Source organism: Bacteroidales bacterium (assembly GCA_023229505.1).
Classification (GTDB): domain Bacteria; phylum Bacteroidota; class Bacteroidia; order Bacteroidales; family JAGOPY01; genus JAGOPY01.
The window spans coordinates 1-20,879 of the sequence record JALNZD010000043.1 but is presented as its reverse complement, the minus strand read 5'-3'; the positions used below and the strand labels follow the sequence as shown (position 1 = coordinate 20,879).

18 protein-coding genes and 1 pseudogene are annotated in these 20,879 nt (G+C 42.4%); 16 read left to right on the top strand and 3 right to left on the bottom strand.

Annotated features, from left to right (window positions below; translation table 11 throughout):
* The first annotated feature begins 88 nt into the window (after positions 1–88).
* From M0Q51_13635 to M0Q51_13625, 3 genes are all read left to right on the top strand, one after another.
* On the top strand, positions 89–616 hold the full coding sequence (locus tag M0Q51_13635) for a cytochrome c family protein (GenBank protein MCK9401018.1): 528 nt from the start codon (positions 89–91) through the stop codon (positions 614–616).
* A gap of 148 nt (positions 617–764) precedes the next feature.
* Positions 765–1,301 (top strand): nucleotidyltransferase domain-containing protein, encoded by a 537-nt coding sequence (locus M0Q51_13630; GenBank protein ID MCK9401017.1) that lies wholly within the window; start codon positions 765–767, stop codon positions 1,299–1,301.
* The gene (locus M0Q51_13625; GenBank protein MCK9401016.1) at positions 1,294–1,434 is read left to right on the top strand and encodes a hypothetical protein; all 141 of its coding nucleotides are present in this window, start codon (positions 1,294–1,296) and stop codon (positions 1,432–1,434) included. The genes M0Q51_13630 and M0Q51_13625 overlap by 8 nt, the downstream gene beginning before the upstream one ends.
* 27 nt (positions 1,435–1,461) lie before the next feature.
* Here M0Q51_13625 and M0Q51_13620 read toward each other — a convergent pair whose 3' ends face one another.
* Positions 1,462–4,209: a T9SS type A sorting domain-containing protein gene (locus M0Q51_13620; GenBank protein MCK9401015.1), complete on the bottom strand. Its 2,748-nt coding sequence runs from the start codon at positions 4,207–4,209 to the stop codon at positions 1,462–1,464.
* A gap of 58 nt (positions 4,210–4,267) precedes the next feature.
* Positions 4,268–4,777 carry a nitroreductase family protein gene (locus M0Q51_13615; protein ID MCK9401014.1) on the bottom strand — a complete coding sequence of 170 codons (510 nt, stop codon included), beginning with the start codon at positions 4,775–4,777 and terminating at the stop codon, positions 4,268–4,270.
* A gap of 39 nt (positions 4,778–4,816) precedes the next feature.
* On the opposite strand from M0Q51_13615, the gene M0Q51_13610 reads away from it, so the two are divergent.
* Positions 4,817–5,134: a hypothetical protein gene (locus tag M0Q51_13610; GenBank protein MCK9401013.1), complete on the top strand. Its 318-nt coding sequence runs from the start codon at positions 4,817–4,819 to the stop codon at positions 5,132–5,134.
* Here the strand turns inward: M0Q51_13610 and M0Q51_13605 are convergent.
* On the bottom strand, positions 5,128–5,880 hold the full coding sequence (locus tag M0Q51_13605; protein ID MCK9401012.1) for a tetratricopeptide repeat protein: 753 nt from the start codon (positions 5,878–5,880) through the stop codon (positions 5,128–5,130). The two genes, M0Q51_13610 and M0Q51_13605, sit on opposite strands and share 7 nt — an antisense overlap.
* Before the next feature lie 212 nt (positions 5,881–6,092).
* On the opposite strand from M0Q51_13605, the gene atpB reads away from it, so the two are divergent.
* The 12 genes and pseudogenes from atpB to M0Q51_13545 all read left to right on the top strand — a co-directional run bounded on the left by atpB (position 6,093) and on the right by M0Q51_13545 (position 20,823).
* Positions 6,093–7,241: a F0F1 ATP synthase subunit A gene (gene atpB / locus M0Q51_13600; GenBank protein MCK9401011.1), complete on the top strand. Its 1,149-nt coding sequence runs from the start codon at positions 6,093–6,095 to the stop codon at positions 7,239–7,241.
* Positions 7,242–7,280: 39 nt separating this feature from the next.
* Positions 7,281–7,541, top strand: coding sequence for an ATP synthase F0 subunit C (gene atpE / locus M0Q51_13595; protein MCK9401010.1), 261 nt, complete (start codon positions 7,281–7,283; stop codon positions 7,539–7,541).
* Between the two features lie 80 nt (positions 7,542–7,621).
* Entirely contained in the window at positions 7,622–8,116 is a 495-nt protein-coding gene (locus tag M0Q51_13590) for a F0F1 ATP synthase subunit B (GenBank protein MCK9401009.1), read from the top strand.
* Positions 8,117–8,125: 9 nt separating this feature from the next.
* A complete protein-coding gene (atpH, locus tag M0Q51_13585) occupies positions 8,126–8,683 on the top strand; it encodes an ATP synthase F1 subunit delta (protein ID MCK9401008.1) in 558 nt (185 codons plus the stop codon).
* A 15-nt stretch (positions 8,684–8,698) separates the two neighbouring features.
* Positions 8,699–10,282, top strand: a complete 1,584-nt coding sequence (gene atpA / locus M0Q51_13580; GenBank protein MCK9401007.1) for a F0F1 ATP synthase subunit alpha — start codon at positions 8,699–8,701, stop codon at positions 10,280–10,282.
* Positions 10,283–10,386: 104 nt separating this feature from the next.
* Positions 10,387–11,277, top strand: a complete 891-nt coding sequence (atpG, locus tag M0Q51_13575) for an ATP synthase F1 subunit gamma (GenBank protein MCK9401006.1) — start codon at positions 10,387–10,389, stop codon at positions 11,275–11,277.
* Positions 11,278–11,520: 243 nt separating this feature from the next.
* Positions 11,521–13,896: a T9SS type A sorting domain-containing protein gene (locus tag M0Q51_13570; protein ID MCK9401005.1), complete on the top strand. Its 2,376-nt coding sequence runs from the start codon at positions 11,521–11,523 to the stop codon at positions 13,894–13,896.
* Between the two features lie 197 nt (positions 13,897–14,093).
* Positions 14,094–14,327: pseudogene (locus M0Q51_13565) on the top strand (transposase).
* Positions 14,328–14,464: 137 nt separating this feature from the next.
* Positions 14,465–15,940, top strand: a complete 1,476-nt coding sequence (locus tag M0Q51_13560) for a VCBS repeat-containing protein (GenBank protein MCK9401004.1) — start codon at positions 14,465–14,467, stop codon at positions 15,938–15,940.
* A 163-nt stretch (positions 15,941–16,103) separates the two neighbouring features.
* On the top strand, positions 16,104–19,202 hold the full coding sequence (locus M0Q51_13555; protein MCK9401003.1) for a T9SS type A sorting domain-containing protein: 3,099 nt from the start codon (positions 16,104–16,106) through the stop codon (positions 19,200–19,202).
* Positions 19,203–19,439: 237 nt separating this feature from the next.
* Positions 19,440–19,958, top strand: a complete 519-nt coding sequence (locus M0Q51_13550; GenBank protein MCK9401002.1) for a ferritin — start codon at positions 19,440–19,442, stop codon at positions 19,956–19,958.
* 76 nt (positions 19,959–20,034) lie between these two features.
* Positions 20,035–20,823, top strand: a complete 789-nt coding sequence (locus tag M0Q51_13545; GenBank protein MCK9401001.1) for a hypothetical protein — start codon at positions 20,035–20,037, stop codon at positions 20,821–20,823.
* The last annotated feature ends 56 nt before the right edge of the window (positions 20,824–20,879 follow it).

The window sequence follows — 20,879 nt, the reverse complement described above, 5'->3', positions numbered from 1 at the left end:
TAATTTAGCGAGATCAAAATATTACATAATTAAAGAAAAAAGTAGAAATATGAATTTCAAATTATTTAAAACAAAAAGGAACTTTTCCATGTTAACCAAAAGTGCATTATTTATAAGCTGTTTGTTTTTTCTGGCCGCGAATATACTATCAGCTCAGGACTATGCTTACATAGGAGCTGCAAAATGCAAAATGTGCCACAACACCGAAAAAAGCGGATTCCAGTACAAGATCTGGTCAGAATCTTTGCATTCTAAATCAATTGCCACTTTGAGCAATGCGAAGTCATTGGAATATGCCAAGAAAAATGGCATTAAAGATCCTGTCACCGATCCGGGCTGCCTGAAGTGCCATTCCACAGCAGCATCAGTCAGTGCAGACATGGTTGAAACCATAACCGTTGCAGAAGGGGTGTCGTGTGAATCCTGCCATGGCCCTGGAAGTGCTTACAAAACCATGACCATTATGAAGGATCAGAAACAGGCTCTGGCGAAAGGAATGATTCTTCCCAAGAAAGAAGTGTGCCTGAAATGCCACAATGATAAGAACCCATTTCACAAGCCTTTTGATTATGAAGCCGCGAAAGCAAAGATTGCTCATCCGAAACCAAAGGTTTAACAGGAAGAATTAATTCTACTTTAATAGTTATAAATAATTGCCAGGTGTCGCAACCTGGCAATTTGCATTTGCAGCATTGCATCCCCGCCGGCAAATAACTGACATCAAATTCCGGATATTAATGAAAAACTCTTTCTAAAAACTGCCGTTGCGAACGGTTGCCGCCTTCCTTGACATAGACCAGGCAATCCTGAGTAAAATTGAACGCGGACATCGGAAGGCTTCGAGGGATATAGTCGTTAAAACAACAACATTTTTTAATACGGACAAGAACGGATTGCTTTTGGCATGGCTATCCGATAATCTTGCTTATCAGCTCAAAGATGAAGAGATCGCCATGAAAGCATTACAGGTTGCTGAAGAAAAGGTATTTTACCGCAGAAAAGAAAAAAGTGACCATGGCACCATTATTAAAGTGATTTGTAATTTTTTTAAAGAAGACGGGAGGATCTCGAAAGCCTGGATATTTGGTTCTTTTGCCCGGGGGGAGGACAGGCAGGACAGCGATATTGATCTGATGGTATCTTATTCTGAAAAGGCTGCAGGCACTCTTCTCGATTACGCAGACATAAAGCATGGCCTGGAAAATCTTTTAAATCGAAACATTGACGTGGTTGAAGAAGGCTATGTCAAATCATTCGCGATTGAATCCATTAACCGGGATAAAGTACAGATATATGGATAAATATGGATTATCCGATATTGAAAGACTGCACCATATTTCGGACGCTGTTGATTTGATCCTAACATTTTGTGAAGGAAAGAGTGAGGCCGATTTTTTAGATGACCAAATGATTGAAAAAGAATCAAAACATTGAAATGAGGGGATGTTTTTTTATAGCTGGCTATGTTAATGGCACACGGATTAATAATATTTTTCTTGTAACTGTTTGATTGCCTGATTGGATCCTGCAGAAATATACCCCAGCCGGCAAATAGCTCACATCAAATTCCATCATCTCCGAGCCCCATCGTCCTTCAAACAAAACCGAAACCACCTTTCCATTCAAATCAACTATCTCAACTTTAATAACTTCAACTTTGCCCTTTGAGCTTTGAACTTTGAACTGTCCGGAGGTTGGGTTGGGATAAATACTTACATCCAGCGATGCTTCCGGCTCGCCGGTCCCCGTCTGTATATCCCAGACTGCCGTAGCCAGTCCTCTGCCATGGGTAGCCGTGATCACCGTATAATCCGACAGCCTCATCTGAAGCATGTCAACCCTCACATTGGCGAACCCTTCGATATCCTGTGCCCAGACCGTACCGGCTTCATCCAGGTTGGAGGTGGTCCAGATGCCCAGCTCCGTGGCCATCATAGCATGTCGTGTGCTGTTTGGGTGATAAAGAGCCCAGCGGATAGGTATATCAGGAAGGTTGGTCTCTTTTTCCTCCCAGTTGCCGCCTCCATCATAGGTTTGCCAAACCGATGAAATCCCGTAATTAGAGAATGTGACCAACAGAGTATCGTCAGACCCGCCAATCGCAATGCTTGATATAGCTCCTTCCGGGAAATCATTTCCGGTAATTTCAGTGACCTGTGGGATGGCTTGTGCATTTGTCACCCTGAATAATCTGCCGGAAAGAGAACCGGCATAAATGGTTGCAGTATTTAAAGGGGAATGAGGGCTGTATTCCACCGCAGAGTAATATACATTTAAACCTGTATTAAGGTTGATGAAGGTGCCTGAGATGTTATTCGGAATACCTGAAATGCGGAGGAGCTGGTTGGCCTGGCTTCCGCCGAAAGAGCAGGCATTGGCATAAAGGACATTGCTGTTGTAGTCATAATCGGCCGCGCTTATAAATGTCCCACTCGACCAGTCGCTCATGGATTCATAATAATTACCGTTATTAAAGAGCGTGTATTGATTATAGTAAACCGAAGTGATCATATACTGTGGCTGGTTCTGGTCAATGAAGCAGTAAGCGCCATCACCGCCATCGATCATATCGAAGATGGTCAAAGGAGTTCCGGTGTGATAAAGGGTCCCGTTATCCTGCAGCCCGCCGACATATTTTTGCGATCCGGCCGTGGAGTGGATGGCGCATGAATAAAACTGCAGGGTACCATACCCGAGGTTTTTCTCCTGGAAAGCAGGTGCTATAAGTTCAGCTTCAGCGGTATAGAAAACGCCGCCATCGGTAGTGACCAATAGTTCGTCGGAAGATCCCGGCTTGTAATCGATATCATGGATATCAGCATGGACGTAAGTGTCACCGCCGCCATAATACATTCCCCGCCAGTCAGATACCTGAGTCCAGTTATTCCCGCCATCGGTCGATTTATATACATCCAATCCTCCGATGTAAAGGGCATCGGCATTGTTCGGGTCGACGCCAAGCGTCAGTGCGTGCCAGCCGATGGTAGCCCAATAATAATCGCCTCCGGTCGGGATTGATTTCGCCGTCCAGGTCGAGCAGGCGTTGTCCGTCCTTAAGATATACAGTCCCTGTGTATAAATAAAACCATTGTCACTGTTTACATAACCGGCATCCAATAGGGCATAGGCAATGTCAGGATCGGAAGGTGCGCAACCAATCATTACTCGATTGGGAATATATAAATAAGGGTTAGCCTCAATGATGGCTAAATAATCGTCGAAGATGGTCCAGGTTCCGATGATACCCTGGTCGGAGTAAAGTATCGTAGCGCCGCCTTCTCCATTTAGGTTGGCCATGGAGCCGACCATGATCCGGTTGTTTGCCGTGATCTCAATGTCAGCCACTGCATAAGGATTATTGGTGCCGCTGATATTAGGCATTACCTGTGTCCAGTTCGCTCCACCGTTTGTAGAGCGGTAAAGGCCATCGGTGGGTTCACTCTGCTGGGTCCCGTGATATTCGCCGGAAGCAACGCCTGCATAAATCACACTGGTCCCGTTTTCATCGCGAACCTCGATATCTGTGACGAACTTCCAGTTTAGGGTTGATTGAAGCTGTTGCCAGCTTTGTCCGCCATCGGTGGATTTAAAGATCCCTTCCCCGATACCGGATGATTCACGGTAAATAACGCGTGCGGTAAAAGCTTCCCCGGTGCCCACGTAAAATGTTTGTGTGTTGTTCGGATCGAAGGTGATGCTGCTGATAGCCAGTGAAGGCCAGAAGTCATTAACAGGTATCCAGGATGAGATCGGGCTGGTGATATTGTTGTTATACCAGAGCCCGCCGGTGACGGCGCCGGCCCAGACTTTATTACCAGTTGAGGTATTGGGATCATACATGACAACCCTTGTCCGGCCGCCCATGTTAGATGGGACGATGTTCCACTGCAGGGGATTGCCGGCTTTGAGCCCGGAATTACCCTGTGGTTCCCTGAGGTCGCGGTATGCCTGGTGCAGCCGTTCTACCGGTACCCTGTGCTCCTTCGGGTCAACAGTCTGCAAAAAATCCTGGAAAGCATTCATCTGGGGTTCATCCAGTGATTTATTCTCTTCCTTTGATATGGGCACATCGACTTTCCGGAAATTTTCGAGCAGGAAAGCTTCAAATTTTTCCCGTTCATTTTGATTGTTCCTGAGCAGAATGAAGCTGGTGATCAGTGAAAAGAGAGTTATGGCAGCAACGATGGCAGGAAATAGTCTTGTCTTCATAAAATGGACGTTATTAATCTTTTGGTTTATTAAATGCTACGAAATTAAAGAAAAGGATTCACCATTTGTCCTGGTGGATCCTTTCAATATTGTAACGATCGGGTTGTTCACTGTATTCATCGGGTTTGCCGATAGAAACCATGGAGACTGGCAAAATATGACCGGGTATTTGCAGGATTTTAATCAATGGCTTAAGGCGGTCTTCACGGGGATGCACACCAAGCCATACAGTGCCAAGTCCTAATTCATGAGCGGCTAAGAGAATATTTTGCGTCGCGGCAGAACAGTCCTGGATGATGTAACTTTCCGCATCCTCCAGCTCCAGGTCCCCGCAGACAACGATGGCGTTGGCTGCTTCCTCCAGCATTTTCCAGGATGGATTTACTGCTGCTAACTTATTTAAGATTTTGCGGTCGCTGATGATGATAAAATGCCAGGGCTGCCGGTTCCGGGCCGATGGAGCATGCATGGCAGCCCTCAACAGGATCTCATAGTACTCTTCCGGAATATTTTTTTCTGAATATTTTCTGATACTTCTTCGTGTAAGTATTGCTTTCAGTGTTTCCATTTCGTATATTTAGAGTTTGAAATTATAGGAGGTAAAAATATGAATCTTTTTCAACTTTTTAACAGGACAAAGCCTGGTGAACACCGGATCAGGTACATCGTCAAAGGCGATGTTGATGATTTCAATGTAACCTTTAAATGTGGCCAGGAGTGCAAAGTCATCCAGGAGCCGCATATTCACAAGGGGTGGAAACACACTTTCGTCGGACATAATGGTGATTATATCTACATCGCGGCCCAGTCAAACAAGCCGCATTCCGCTGTTAATGTATTGATTTATGAGGATGGGAAGCTCATTGAAAAGGTTACCAAAGCCGGGGATTACCCGCTTGTCCAGGCTTCAGGTACAGTTCACTGAATCTTCACATTCTTGCAGTAAATATCAAGGGCTTTCTGGGCATTGGCTGATCCCATCAGGGAAGCCCGTGTCCAGTCTATGCAAGCATTAACACTATCTCTTTTGAAGAAATTCGCCAGTCCACGGTTGAAGTAGGCTTCCGGATAATTGGGATCAATGATGATCGCTTTCGTAAAATCTTCAACAGCACCTTTGTAATCTTTCATTTGACCACGTGAAATTCCCCTGTTATAGTAAGCTTTGGAGAAGCCTTTGCTTTTTAAGATGGCATTGCTGTAATCCTGGAAAGATCCCTGGAAATCATTTTTATAATATTTTGTAAGACCTGAATAGAGCAGTGCCATGGTATCCGATGAGTTTATCTTCAGTGTATGCATGAAATCGGCCAGCGCCTCGTCGTATTTTTTCATGCTGTAATAGGCATAGCCCCGATTGAACAGTATCCTCGAATTTTCCGGATCAGTTTCCAGTGCACGGTTCAGGTAACTAATTCCTTCTTCATAATTTTGTGCCTGGATCAGTTCCAGTCCCCGGTGGAATAAAGTAGAAGATTCCTTTGTCTCCTTACTGGGATGCTTGACATCATCTGATTCCGAAACCTTGAGCTTTTGATCACCCTCAACAACGAAAGTTTCAGACGGCTTCTTATCACCTGAAGCCTTATCGGTTTTTGCAGGACCCTGTTTGGATTGACAGGCAAAAAGCATTAAGAGAAAAGGAAGAAGGAGAAAGGCTGACTTTTTCATATTCTGATGATCTAAATAACGAGGTGCAAAAGTAATGAAATTTTATTAAAGCAGGGAAGCGGGGAGGCATGGAGTATTTGTGGATTTAAAGAATGGCGTCTTCAGTCTTCTGACTTCTGACTTCTGACTTCTATTTTTTATATGGAAATTTCAGGAATTCTTCGTAAACTTGCAGCCGATTTCAAAGAAACCGATTTACCGAGTCAATCAGCATGCAGGAACCTATTGTAAAATCAGCTGTTTTACGAATCCTTATCCTTTGCCTTTTTATGTTTTCCCTCGGGATATACACCCTTAAGGCTGAGAAAGGACATGCAACCGCTGCTGTTCAGCAGGAAACTGCTATTCACGAGGAAAAGGCCGAAAATTTCAACGCCGGCGAAATGATCATCGAGCATATCGTCGATTCTTATGAATGGCATATCCTGGCTGTGGGACATACGCACATTTCTGTGCCGCTGCCGGTGATTCTCCTCTATGATGGCAATCTGACCGTCTTCATGTCTTCGAAATTCCACCACGGCGAAGAGGCCTACAGAGGCTTTAAAGTCGAAGAGGAAGGAGCAAAGAAAGGAAAGATCGTCAGGATGAAAGAAGGAACGATGGAAGCAGACCCGGATGCAGGAAGTATCATTGACCTTTCGATCACCAAAAACGTTTTCGCCATATTTGTCAGCGCTGCACTGTTGTTGATCATCTTTATCTCCATTGCAAAATCATACCGGAAAAACGAGGGCAAAGCACCCAGCGGCATCCAATCGCTGATCGAACCTATCATCATTTTTGTACGGGATGATATCGCCAAAGCGGCCATCGGTGAAAAGAAATACGAGAAGTACCTGCCCTATCTTTTAACGGTATTCTTCTTCATATTCCTGAACAACCTAATTGGCCTGATCCCGATCTTTCCCTTCGGGGCCAATGTAACAGGCAACCTGGCCGTGACCGGTATCATGGCGCTGTTCACCTTCCTGATCACCCTATTTAGTGCGAACAAGAATTACTGGAAACATATTTACAATGCCCCGGGCGTGCCCTGGTGGCTGAAATTCCCGGTGCCGCTGATGCCCTTTGTCGAGTTCCTCGGGGTCTTCACCAAGCCCTTCGTCCTCATGGTCCGTCTCTTTGCCAACATCAGCGCCGGGCATATCATCATCCTGGGCTTCATGAGCCTGATATTTATTTTCGGTAATATCAAAGGCATGCTGGGCATGGCAGTAGCGCCGGTATCCGTTGCCTTCGGCATATTCATGGGATTTCTGGAATTGCTGGTGGCTTTCATCCAGGCTTACGTTTTTACCCTGCTCTCGGCCCTCTACTTCGGAATGGCGATGGAAGAGCATAATCACGCAGAACACTAATTCGGAAATGTTTTTTTCACTTAATAAATACAATTAACTATGGAACTTTTAACGGTTTTATTACAGGTAGCAGTAGACCTCACCCCTTTAGCCAAGATGGGAGCCGGAATCGGCGCCGGCATCGCGGCCATCGGAGCGGGCATCGGCATCGGTCAAATCGGCAAAGCCGCGGTGGAATCCATCGCCAGGCAACCTGAAGCAGTGGGTGATATTCGTGCGAATATGATCATCGCCGCTGCTCTTATTGAAGGGGTTGCTTTCTTTGCTATCGTTATCAGCCTGTTGGTCTTGTTTGTCTGAGAAAGTTCAGTTGTCGTGAAGCATCCCGGCGGTTGGCCGGGATGTCACCGACCTTATTAATTCAACAAAATCATTAAAACATGGAACTGATTCAACCGGGATTAGGACTTATTTTCTGGATGACCCTGTCATTCGCTTTAGTGCTGTTCCTTTTGGGCAAATATGCCTGGAAGCCGATCATGAAGATGCTGAAAGAGCGCGAGGAATCGATCGATCAGGCGCTGCACGCTGCTGACAGGGCCAGGGAAGAAATGAAAAACCTGGTGAGTGATAACGAAAAACTGCTCGCCGAAGCTAAAAATGATAGGGACGCCATCTTAAGCGAAGCACGGAAAATCCGCGAGAAAATGATCGATGAGGCCCGCACCAAAGCCAACGAAGAAGCCCAGCGCATCGTCGATAGTGCATTGGAAAGAATCGAGAATGAAAAAATGGCGGCCATTACGGAACTGAAAAACCAGATCGCCCTGCTTTCTATCGAGATCGCAGAAAAGCTGGTCCGGGAAGAACTTTCACACGATAAGAAACAGGAAGAGCTCATTAAGAAGATGCTCGACGATGTTCAGGCCAATTAATTGAACCGCATGCTCGACTCTATCATAGCAGAAAGATACGCCAAATCATTGTTCGAACTTGCTCTCGAAACAGGAAAGCTTGAACAGGTCAGAAAAGACATGGACCTTATGGTGGATGTCTGCCTGAATAACAGGGATTTCAGGCAAATGCTGCTAAGCCCGGTGATCAGGCCGGATAAAAAAATTGCCGTGATGGATGCCATATTCACCGGTAAAATAGAAGAAGTAACCGAGAAATTCTACCAACTGCTCAGTCACAAACGGAGGGAAAAATTCTTAGAAGGAATTGCCAGGCAGTTTATCGCTATGTACAAGAAACATCATAATATTCTTGTGATCGAGATCAGGTCAGCCGTTCCCCTAAGCCAGGAGCTCAGGGAAAAGATTGTAGCCATCATTGAGACAAGGAAAAAAGGAACCGTGGAGCTGATCGAGATCATCGACAAGAGCCTGATCGGGGGTTTTATCGTATCTGATGAAGGAAGAAGATACGATGCGAGCCTTACAACAACGATCAAGAAATTAAAGAAGGAATTTGAAGAGAATTTATATATCAGGGAAATATAGAAAAAGTCATCTGAAATGGCACAAATTAAACCCGCTGAAGTATCTGCTATACTGCGCCAGCAACTGGCAGGATTTAAAGACGAAAAAGAGTTAGAAGAAGTTGGTACGATATTGGCCGTAGGCGACGGCATTTCATTGGTATATGGCCTCAGCAATGCCCAGGCCGGTGAACTGGTGAATTTTGAAAAGACGGGGGTCAAAGGAATTGTATTGAACCTCGAAGTCGATAACGTGGGCGTGGTGCTCCTCGGATCATCCAACAACCTGAACGAAGGGGACAAGGTCACACGCACAGGCCGTATTTCTTCCATCGATGTCGGCGAAGGCCTGCTGGGAAGGGTTATCAATACCATTGGCGAGCCGATCGACGGAAAAGGGGGGATCAAAGGTAAAAGATACGAGATGCCGCTGGAGCGCAAAGCCCCTGGTGTCATTTTCCGCCAGCCGGTGAACGAACCGCTGCAGACCGGTATCAAGCCGATCGATGCCATGATCCCCATTGGCCGCGGACAGCGTGAGCTGCTCATCGGCGACCGCCAGACAGGAAAGACCGCCATCGCTATCGATACTATCATTAACCAGAAAGAATTTTACAAAAGTGGCAAGCCGGTTTACTGCATTTATGTGGCAATAGGTCAAAAAGGCTCATCTGTTGCCCAGACAGTCAAGACATTGGAGGATCATGGCGCCATGCCTTATACGATCATTGTAACGGCAACCGCCTCCGATCCGGCGGCCATGCAGTTTTACGCGCCATTTGCCGGCGCTGCTATCGGCGAGTTCTTCCGCGATACAGGCCGCCCCGCGTTGGTCATTTACGATGATCTTTCGAAGCAGGCTGTTGCTTACCGCGAAGTATCACTGCTGCTAAGAAGGCCTCCAGGCCGTGAAGCTTACCCCGGGGATGTCTTTTATCTTCATTCAAGACTTTTGGAAAGAGCTGCACGTATTATCTCCGCCGATGAAATCGCCAGGAAAATGAATGACCTGCCGGAATCGATCAGGCACATGGTAAAAGGAGGAGGATCCTTAACGGCACTCCCGATCATCGAAACCCAGGCAGGCGACGTGTCGGCCTATATCCCGACTAACGTGATCTCCATCACCGACGGCCAGATATTCCTCGAAACCAGCCTGTTCAACTCCGGTATCCGTCCGGCTATCAATGTTGGTATTTCAGTATCGCGGGTCGGTGGATCAGCCCAGATCAAATCGATGAAAAAAGTCGCCGGTACGCTGAAACTCGACCAGGCCCAATTCCGCGAACTGGAAGCTTTCTCCAAATTTGGCTCTGACCTCGATCCCTCTACCAAGGCCGTGATCGAAAAGGGAAAACGTAATGTGGAGATCCTGAAACAGGAGCTGCACGATACCATGCCGGTAGAGAAACAGATTGCTATCATTTTCGTGGGAACACGCAATTTGCTGAAAAATGTACCGGTCGCAAGCGTGAAGGATTTCGAAGTCGAATACCTGCACCACCTGGAAGAAAATCACCAGAATGTCCTTCAGGAGCTTAAAGCAGGCAAACTGACCGATGAAGGCATCAAACTGATGGAAGAAGCAGCAAAGGATATTGGAAAGAAATATGAAAAATAGTTCAAAGTTCAAAGTGCAAAGTTCAAAGTGGTCATGCTACTTTAAACTTGTCAACTTCAACTTTGCACTTTGCACTTTGAACTTTGAACTAAAACGAAGTTTTTGTGGCTAGTCTAAAGGAAGTACGGATACGGATCGAGTCGATTCATTCTACGCAGCAGATCACCAGCGCGATGAAGCTTGTCGCGGCCAGTAAGCTGCGCCGGACGCAGAATGCCGTCCAGGCGCTGGCGCCTTATGCTGCCAAGCTCAGGGAGATCCTTGGAAACCTCACTTCGAGCCTGGAAAATACCGATGAGGCCGTCTATTCTACCGTACGCCCGGTGCAGAGGGTGTTGCTTTTGGTAATAACTTCAAACCGCGGCCTGTGCGGCCCGTTCAACAGCAATGCAATCAAGGCTGCCAAGGCTTATATCGATGAGCACTACAGGGAAATCAACCGGAAAGGCCAGCTCGATCTTTATCCTATCGGTAAAAAGGGGACTGATTTTTTCAGGAAGAACAAGTTTAACGTTGTCAACGCCAACAATGATATTTTCGATGCGCTGACGTTTGTTAACACGGTAGCGATTGCCGAAGAACTGATGGCGGCTTTTGCCACGAAGAAATACGATAAGATCGAGATCATTTATAATCACTTCAGGAATTCCGGCCAGCAGGTACTGACCATCGAACAGTACCTGCCTATCATACCGGTTGCTGTTGTACAAGGCGCAAAAACCGGCAAATGGTTAGCAAATTACATTTTCGAGCCCGAGAAATCGGTGCTGGTCAGGGAGCTGATCCCGAAGATGCTGAAAGTACAGCTTTACAAGACTATCCTTGATTCTTACGCCGCCGAGCATGGGGCCAGGATGACCGCCATGGCACAGGCCACCGAAAACGCCCAGGATCTGCTTAAGCAACTTCGCCTGTCTTACAACAAGGCCCGTCAGAGCGCCATCACAAAAGAACTGCTCGAGATCGTCAGTGGAGCGGAAGCGTTGCGGGGATAGTTCAAAGTTCAAAGTTCAAAGTTCCGCTCTTCCCTTCTTTCCGCTCTTCGTAAATTTATTTTACTAAATCCTTGACAAATAACGAATTACATTGTATATTTACTGCACCAAGCCACTATCCATTAAGGTTCTTCTAAACAACAGACCTCTGATCAATACAACCATTGGTTTTTGAAGGTATTGATTATTATCTTGGATTTTTTTTAATGCATTACTGCTGAGTAGATATTAAAAATTTAAACGATGCAAAATTTGATCTTGCTAATAACCGGAATATTTATCAACCTATTTACTCAATCACAAATAATTTTACAAAGCGACACACACTGGTTTAGAAATGGCCCATTTTGTGCTCATGTACAATCATTGGCAATGGCTCCATCAAATCCAAATGTCATTTATCTTGGAACATATTCAACAGGCCTCTACAAAACGAATAACGGGGGTGCAACATGGATATATTGTTCAAATTATAACCTTCCTTCGTATGAAGATACGCTTAGTAATACTCCGTCATTGCCTTGCTGGTGGTACGGCGATCATTATCCAATTGATGCTATTGCCGTTAATCCACAAGATGAAAATTATCTTTGGATAAGTACGTTGGAGAGAGGTTTATTTGAAAGCACAAACGGTGGCAATAGCTGGCAAAAAGCAAATGAAACATTGCCAGATACATTGGCTGTAAATTTTATTAACATAAACCCTCAAAATCCTAATGATATTTTCCTGGGAACAGGTATGTATTATACACCCGGCTCTCTTCAAAACGGTGGATTATACAGAACTTTAGATGGTGGAAATACATGGAACCTTATCGAAAGTTTACCTCATGGAAACACATATAATATTACTGACATTAAAAGAGACCCGACTGATAATGAACATTTAATTATTGGAATAGGCAGTGCAGGTGAAGCTGGTTTTTCATGGGGAATAATGGAAAGTTTTGATAATGGCAATAGTTGGCAAGAAGTAATGGATGATTTTCCTGTTTACGACATAAGCATTAATCCCGGAAACACTCAAAACATGTGGGGAGTAGTTTATACAGGATATTTAGACTGGTTGTTGGAGTTTTCTGATGACGGCGGACAAAACTGGAGCCTTTACGAAGGATTTGAAGACCCTTACAAATGGGTAACAAGTATGTATGCCGATGCAGATTTTAATTTATATATTGAAAGGCAAACCGAAGAACCGGATTTTACATTCAGTATTTTGAAAAGTACGAATAACGGGGCTTCATGGTTTGAAGTTGATAAGCTTTCCGATAAACTTTCCAGCGCGATACGCACCATCAATTTAAGAAATCATTGTCAGGCAGAAACGTCAAATACCAACAATATTTATTTTGGCACTTATTACGGTGTTTTTCACTCTGAAAATGGTGGTATTACAATGCAATCACAAAATACAAATCTGATGAATTCATACATTTTGGATTTGGAAGTTCATCCAAACAATAGTGATATTGTATATGCAGCAGGTGCTCAGGGATTATGGAAAAGTTTTGATGCTTGCCATAGCTGGGAAAGAGTAGTCATTGATCCGGTCGGTTTTACTAAATTCAATTCTCTATATCCTGATACAATATATTATGGCGGTCGCGATCCTATGAGAAGTTATGATGGTGGCATTACTTTTCAAAGCATCAGACATAATATAGTTGGGGCAATATTTGATATTGCAATAAATCCTATGTCCACTAATATAGTTTATCTTACATCGAGTCCTGACGATTACGTGCACCCTCTCTATAAGTCAACGGATTATGGTGATAGCTGGACACTTGTTTTTGTCAGCCATAACGATGAAAATTATACAGACATTATAATCGATCATTTACATCCGGATACTGTTTATTTTGGAAGACACAGAAGCCTTAACGGCGGACTAACATGGGAAGAAGATGCACTCGAATTAAGAATTGACGGAATACATCCGCAGAATTCAAATACTTTATTTGGTTCAAGCATGCAAGGAGATGATATACAAATATCTTATGATTGGGGAAGTAACTTTCAATTAATGGACGAATACTTATCCGGGCCTTTTCACTATCAAAATATCAGAAATTTTACAATTGCAAAAGACAATCCTGAATATTTATTTTACTGCACTGGAAATGACGGTATTCATTACAGCAATAACTCAGGAAAAAACTGGCAGAAATTTGAGGGTTCCTATGAAAATCGCACCTTGGAAATAATTCCTCTCATTAATGAAAATAAATTCTACATAGCAACACACGGCGATGGTGTATGGGTGTACGATTCAACTTATACTAATGCTATTGACGACAACCTGGAGGTGAAAGATGATAATTGCTTATTGGTGTCGCCAAATCCTTTTACAAACCATACAAACATCACTTTCAATATGAATCGTTCCGGCTTTGCAAATATCTCAATTTATAATTTGCAGGGGAAATTAATAAATACATTAATAAATGAATATAAAATGAAAGGTGAGTATAGAATAATATGGAATGGTAAAGGCTTAAACGGAAAGGAGGTTAAACCAGGCCTTTACCTAATACGCTTGCAGTCAGGCAGGAACATTCTTACACGCTCGGTAATATTCGTTCAATTATTTATTAACCAGGATGTGCCATAAAAGCAAGGAAGCATTCTAAAGTTTAGGTTGAGTGATTTTGTTTGTTTCTTGTTTCAGGTACGACCAAAAAACTTAAAATTATGAAAACTAATAATTTGACACTTCTTCTTTTGTAACTATTCACTCCCATTAATTTGAATGTAGCTATTAACAATCACATGTTTACAATTAATCTTCTGAGGATGTAAAAATACATTAAATACCGCCAACACATCTTTACTTTCTTGTATAATCCACAGGTTCCTCCTGATAACAATGGTTCAGAGCGTGCGATACGAAATGTAAAGGTGAAACAAAAAATATCAGGCCAGTTCAAGTCAATTTCCGGTGCTGAGTCCTTCGCAACCATACGGTCAGTTATAGATACTGCGATCAAAAATAATCTCAACCCGTTACAATCACTAACCCAAATTAATACCCTATATTCATAGGGCGTGAATAGTTACAAGGACTTTAACATGTCAGAAATAATTTTTTTCCGAATTGTTTTTGAATTAACAATAAAAATGATTATATTACCCGCCTTCAATCTGAAAGAGTGGGCCAATATATTAAACAACAAAAAGTGATGAAAAAAATACTATTAATTCTGACGGCTCTGGCAGCCCTTGCTTTTAAAACCGGCGACACCCGTAGCAACTACACCATACCCCGTGCAGCATGGAGCGTTACAGCCGGCGATATTGATTTGGATGGGGATAATGATATTATTGTTGGGCATAAAACTGCATGGCAAAATAATAACACTTCAATCACACTTTTAGAAAATACAAACAGCGGAATATTTGCAATTTTAGATACAACTATTGTCTTTTGTGGTTATCAGGAAAACATTTTTACTGCACATATCAACAATGACAATTACCCAGATATTGTTTCATTTATGTCAGATTTTTCTTCAGGTATAGCGGAAAGATATATTAGGGTTTTTTATAATTATGGTGGCGCATTTGAAATGTTTCAGGATTTTTCACTAAATAGTAGTGAAACGTTTTCAGATATTAATTACGGTGACTTTAACAATGATAGCTATACTGATATAATAATTGCCTCCAATAATGGCCAGTTCTGGGGGGTTATGTACAACGATGGTACAGGTAATTTCTCTGAACCGGAATACACTTATGTGAATGGTTATTTTCCCACAGCAATAGCTTGTGGTGACCTGAACAGTGACAACAGGAACGATATTGTAGTTTGCGGGCAAAGCACCGAAGTATATTTTAGTTATCCTGATGGCTTTCAGTCGTTGATTTTAGAAACTAATAACTTTAAAGAAGGCGTTTCAATCGTTGATTTCGACCTTGACGGGGATAATGATATATTAACTTTTGTTGGCATACCCATAATTGGGATAACCAGCCTGATAATGTACGAAAATAAGGGGAATAACATATTTGATACATTGGAAGAGTTTTATTTTCAACCCATGTCATCAAGATTTTTTGTTACCGATTTTAACAACAACAGCTTGCAGGATATTCTCTTTCAATTGTCTGATAAATCGGGCTATATTATTTATTATAACCAGGGTGACTTCCAACTTGCAGACTCACAGTTTGTGGCCCTGCCACCCTCAAATCCACAGGAGGGCTGGCGCAATGGCTATTGTGCAGATATGGATGGTAATGGCTACAACGATATTATCACGGTAAAAACCTTATATGCTTACCTGCCCGATAACCTGGAGATATTATTCAACGATGGCAACGGAAATTTTGTGGAAGACCCGATAACCATAATAAAAAACCCGGAACCGGAATCCCAAAACCCATTATCGTGCTATCCAAATCCCTTTACAACCGAAACAACATTTCAATTCACAATAGAACAAACAGCTCTGGCGGAGCTGTCCGTTTACGACCTTCGGGGAAGCTTAATCATAAGTTTAACAAACAAAATTCGGAAAGGAGGTCAATTGAATACAATAAAATGGGACGGGCTTGATGCAGGCGGTAAACCAAACAAGCCCGGCCCTTATATCGCTTACCTGAAAGTAAACGGAAAAGTCCGCCAATCAGTTAAATTAATTAAATTAAACTAAAATTTAGGGGGACATGAAAATGTTAAAACTACGTAATTTTATTTAACCGACAATTATTTGCCTGTGTGTTTTTCCTGCGCTGGCCCAATTTACAAGCCAGCAAGCCACCAACCTTGTTTTAAGCCAGGTACTGTCCGGTGAACTTGACCGGATAGATGTTTTTATGCTTGATGTAGTAAAATCTGGCCAGGGTACAATTTTGCTTGAAAACGGTGAATCAGTCAACATGCCTTATTCGTCCAACTGGGTGTATTTTGTTGACGACAGGCCTTTTGCTAACTGGGCACACCCCTGCAGGTATATTTTTGTAAATGAATCCACCGGGGCATACCAAATTGTAAATAAAGACTTTTTCCCGGTTGATTGGAAAAAGGCCTACACAGCCATTTCGGAAATGACAAGGTCAACACCGGTTGATTTACCGGTAAACCCCAATGCAACAATTAACGGGCTTGACCCCAATCCAAATTTGTATGCAGTAATTATTAACGGTGCCGACCAGGACCGTTATTGGAACGATATTTCGGCTATTTACTGTACACTGCTTGATGTTTACGGATATACCAAAGAAAATATTTTTATCCATTACGTAAATAGCTCAAGTGTGTTTGGTGCTGACTTTGACAATGATGGAGCAGATGATATTGACTATAATGCCTATAAAACAAGCATCCACCACACTTTCCAGGAGATGTCAGGCGAAACCAACACATCACCTGAAATTCCGGAATTAGGACCTGAAGACGGCTTATTTATTTTTGTGGATGATCATGGCTATATGAGTGGCGGGCACTCTTATATTAACCTTCCGGGTGATGATCTGGGAGATTTTGAACTTGCACAATACCTTGAGGATATTAATTGTGCACAGATAATTGCCGTATTGGAGCCATGTCAGATTGGTGGTTTTGAAGTTGAGTTGTCAGACTTTGTTAATTATAACGTGAACTGTAAAAACAGGTCAATTCAAACCGCATCAGATGATGAATCATCATGGGCAGAAATATGGATTACAGGAGCTAACTACGATGAATTTGTATATTACTGGACAGCCGCAGCCCGTGGATATTATCCACACAACGATTATCCTTGGGAAGAATCGCATGAAGTTGGCTTATTTCCTTTTTATAATTATCCTGAAATGGTAGGGCATCCCGGCGACCACAACCCTGATTTAGATGGGGATGGTTTTGTACAAATGGAAGAAGCATTTGATTATGCCAATAATCTGGACACGTGGTCATCTTACGGTTATTATTATCCAAAATATACTGGTTATGACCCTGAAGATCCCCAAGAGTTTACTGATATTTCGTTTAATGAAGATTTACTTTCTTTGTGTGGAATTTCTGGAAATGTAGAAAACACCCAATCAGTTCAGGGAAATTTCTTAGTTGGGGGAGAATTAATAATTGATCCCGGTGTTAGTCTGACTCTTGAAGATGGGTTAGGTTTATATTTTGGAAATAATTTGGCAGATTTATTAGTTGATCCAGGTGCTAATCTTATTATTGAGGATGATGTTATATTTCTCGGTAATAATAACAATAGCATTCAAATAAATGGCAATATCCAGGTGGGACAAAATGTAACGATTGGCAACAATAGTACATCAAGTTCTTTTGGCGGTTTATACCTAAACAACAATGCCTTGCAAACCTCTTTTACCGGAACAACATTTACTAAATCAGATTTCCATAATTATGGGGCAAGCCTTACGATGAACAATTGCACATTTAATGACTGCCATTGGGTTTATTCTCATCGTGGCAATGTTACGGTGAACAATTCAACCCTCCTTGAAACCTGGCTTTATCTCGAAAACCAGGTAAACGACCCCAATTTAATAGCAACTGTTTCAGGTTGTACTATTTCCAATACAAATATGCATGTTGGAGTTGACCTTTGGAATTATGGGAAGTATTTCATTGAAAACAACAACATAAAAGCATATCACAATGGAATACAAATCTGTAATTCAGGTAATGGCAATACCGGTAATCAGAGTATTTATGGCAATAATATCCACGATTGTAATCAAACCGGTATATTGGCTTATGATGCTACAGGTTCAATTGCCGGCAACAATATTCATAATAACCAGATAGGATTAAGCCTGATGAATAATTGTAATGTGGCCTTATTCGGCAATCCGGGAGCTCAAACATACGCACAAACCCAACAAATCAAGGATAACACGAGTTATGAAGTTTACGCTTCAAAATATAGTTTCCCATGGTATTTCAGGTACAACGCAATAATTGATGAGGACAATGCCGGAAATCCATACGATCCACTGCTATATTTTGCATATCCGGCCGGAAGTACAAGAATTAATCAGAAAGATATACGCTATAATTGCTGGGGTGATAACTTCGATGCCAGCGAAGACTTTTATCCAAGCACATACTTCATCTACAATCCTACCTGGTGTCCGGGTGGAGGTGGCATAGTCCCCGATCCAATTATAGATATGTACACGAGTGCTTTAGAACAGTTTGAGAATGGGAATTATACCGTTGCCAAAAACTTATTCCAACTCTTTATTCAACAATACCCTAAATCGGATTACACACAGGCAGCAATGAAAGAACTACTAAGGTTGGAAGAATACGTTGCTGCGGATTATTCAGGGCTTAAAGAATATTACCAAACAAACGATTCAATCGCGGCCGATACAGTCCTTGTAAAATTAGGGGATATTCTTGCTAATAAATGCGATGTTAAACTTGAAAACTGGCCCCTTGCTATTAGTTGGTATGAAAACAAAATTACTAATCCCTCATGCCTCGAAGACAGTGTTTTTGCCATTATAGATTTGGGCTATGTGTATTTTCTCATGGAAAACCAGGGATTGAAATCTACTTATACAGGAAATTTAAAGCAGTTTAAACCTGAATCCAAAGAAAAATACTTTGAGCATAGGGACTATTTGTTATCATTACTACCCGGTGAAACCATGAGTGAGAAACTGCATCAAAACCTTACAAACATAGCTTATGGCAGTTTGTTGCAAAATGTTCCAAATCCGTTCTCGGAAAATACACAAATATGGTATAAGATTGAAAAACAAGTTCACGTTACTATTTCTATCACCGACCTGACAGGGAAAGAAATGAGGCAGATAAATGAGGGTATAAAAGATAAAGGAACTTACAAAGTTGACTTTACGAACTCTGACCTTATATCGGGAACTTACTTTTATTCACTGCTTTTTAATGGAAAGCTAAGTGATACAAAGAAAATGAGCATAATCCGATAACAAAAAAGCAAATCACCAAGCAGCTAATCGAGTAGACAGCCCCGCCGGCAATAACTGACGGGGTTCGTCTTTTCATACCATCCCTGCTCCCATGCTTCCATGCCCCCATGCCCCCATGCCTTCTGTGAACAATCTGCGTAAATCTGCGTTATCTGCAGTGAAATAATTCAGTCTTCTGTCTTCTGACTTCTGTCTTCTTATTATCTTTGAAAGCAGAACCTTAAAACACAACATATCATGATTTCAAAAAAAGTTGACAAAGCAGTTAACGAACAAATCAAAAAGGAAGAATATTCATCCCGTCTTTACCTGTCGATGGCATCCTGGTGCCAGAAGAATGGTTACCAGGGCGCTGCAGCGTTTCTTTATAAACATTCCGACGAAGAACGGATGCATCAGCTCAAATTTGTTCACCATCTGAACGACCGTAGCGGGTATTCGGTCATCCAGCAGATCGAGCAGCCTCCGTCCCAGTTTGAGTCGTTGCATAAATTGTTCCAGGAAGTGTTGAAGCATGAGCAATACATCACGGCTTCAATCAATGAGCTCTACCATGTCAGCACAACGGAGAAAGATTACACCACGGCAAATTTTCTGCAATGGTTCATAACCGAACAGTTGGAAGAAGAAAACCTGGTGAATGGCATCCTGGATAAAATGGCATTAGCGGGCAATGAGAAATCCGGACTGTTCCTCATCGACAAAGAACTGGGTGGCTTGGTAGCACCGGCCGGCGGAGGCAATTCGGCCACATAGATCCATATTCTCTTAGCGTAACTTTGTGCTTTGTGGTCCTTTGTGCCATAGCCAAGTTATAAGCAAGCTTTTAAAAATGGAGAAAACAGTTAAAAGAATTAGTTCTCCTGAAAATCTCAATACCAATTGGGACAATCTGGCTAATTTCTATTTTCAAAAAAAAGAATTCCTCAATCATCTTCACAAATACAATCCATGTGCCCAGCGATATTATGAACTCTATTGTAATAATAGCTTAGCAGCGGGAACAGTTGTTTATACATTAAAAATTGATATTCTCACCTTTGCTAACATCCCTAGTCCATGTAAAGTACAAGTTATAGGATTACCGGCATCCATTGCTACCCCGCCCATGATAGGTGATTCCAGCGAATTTGAATATTTTTTATCAGAACTTATTCTATTAGAATCCGGACTAATCCTTGGAATTAATTTCATGGAAGATTACCTTCAGAATAAAGTTTTAAATATGAGAACATTGCCAACTATTATTTTAAAATTAGGATGTGATAATATTGAAAGCTATGAAAATTCTCTCAGGCATAGCTATAGAAGAAGGATTCATAAAATCAGGGATAAATTCTCCAATGTCATGTCAGTTACATCAGATTGCACAGTATTTAATGAGGAGCACTACTCATTGTATCTTGAAATAATGAAGAAAACCACTACAAAACTAGAAACGCTTAGCTTTAATTTATTCAAATATCTTCCTTCAAATTTTCTGCTTACCACCTATTACAATGGCAAGAAAATGCTATGCTGGCATATTGTCTGTAAAGACATGAATGTAATGGTGTGCCGGGCATGTAGTAAATCTCAATGGTGCGGGGGTAAACGCCTCCAAGTCCAAAAAGAGCCGTAATGGCCGGAATCTTATAGCCGAAAGCAAGGGTGTCCCGGGCGACCGGGAATCCGAAG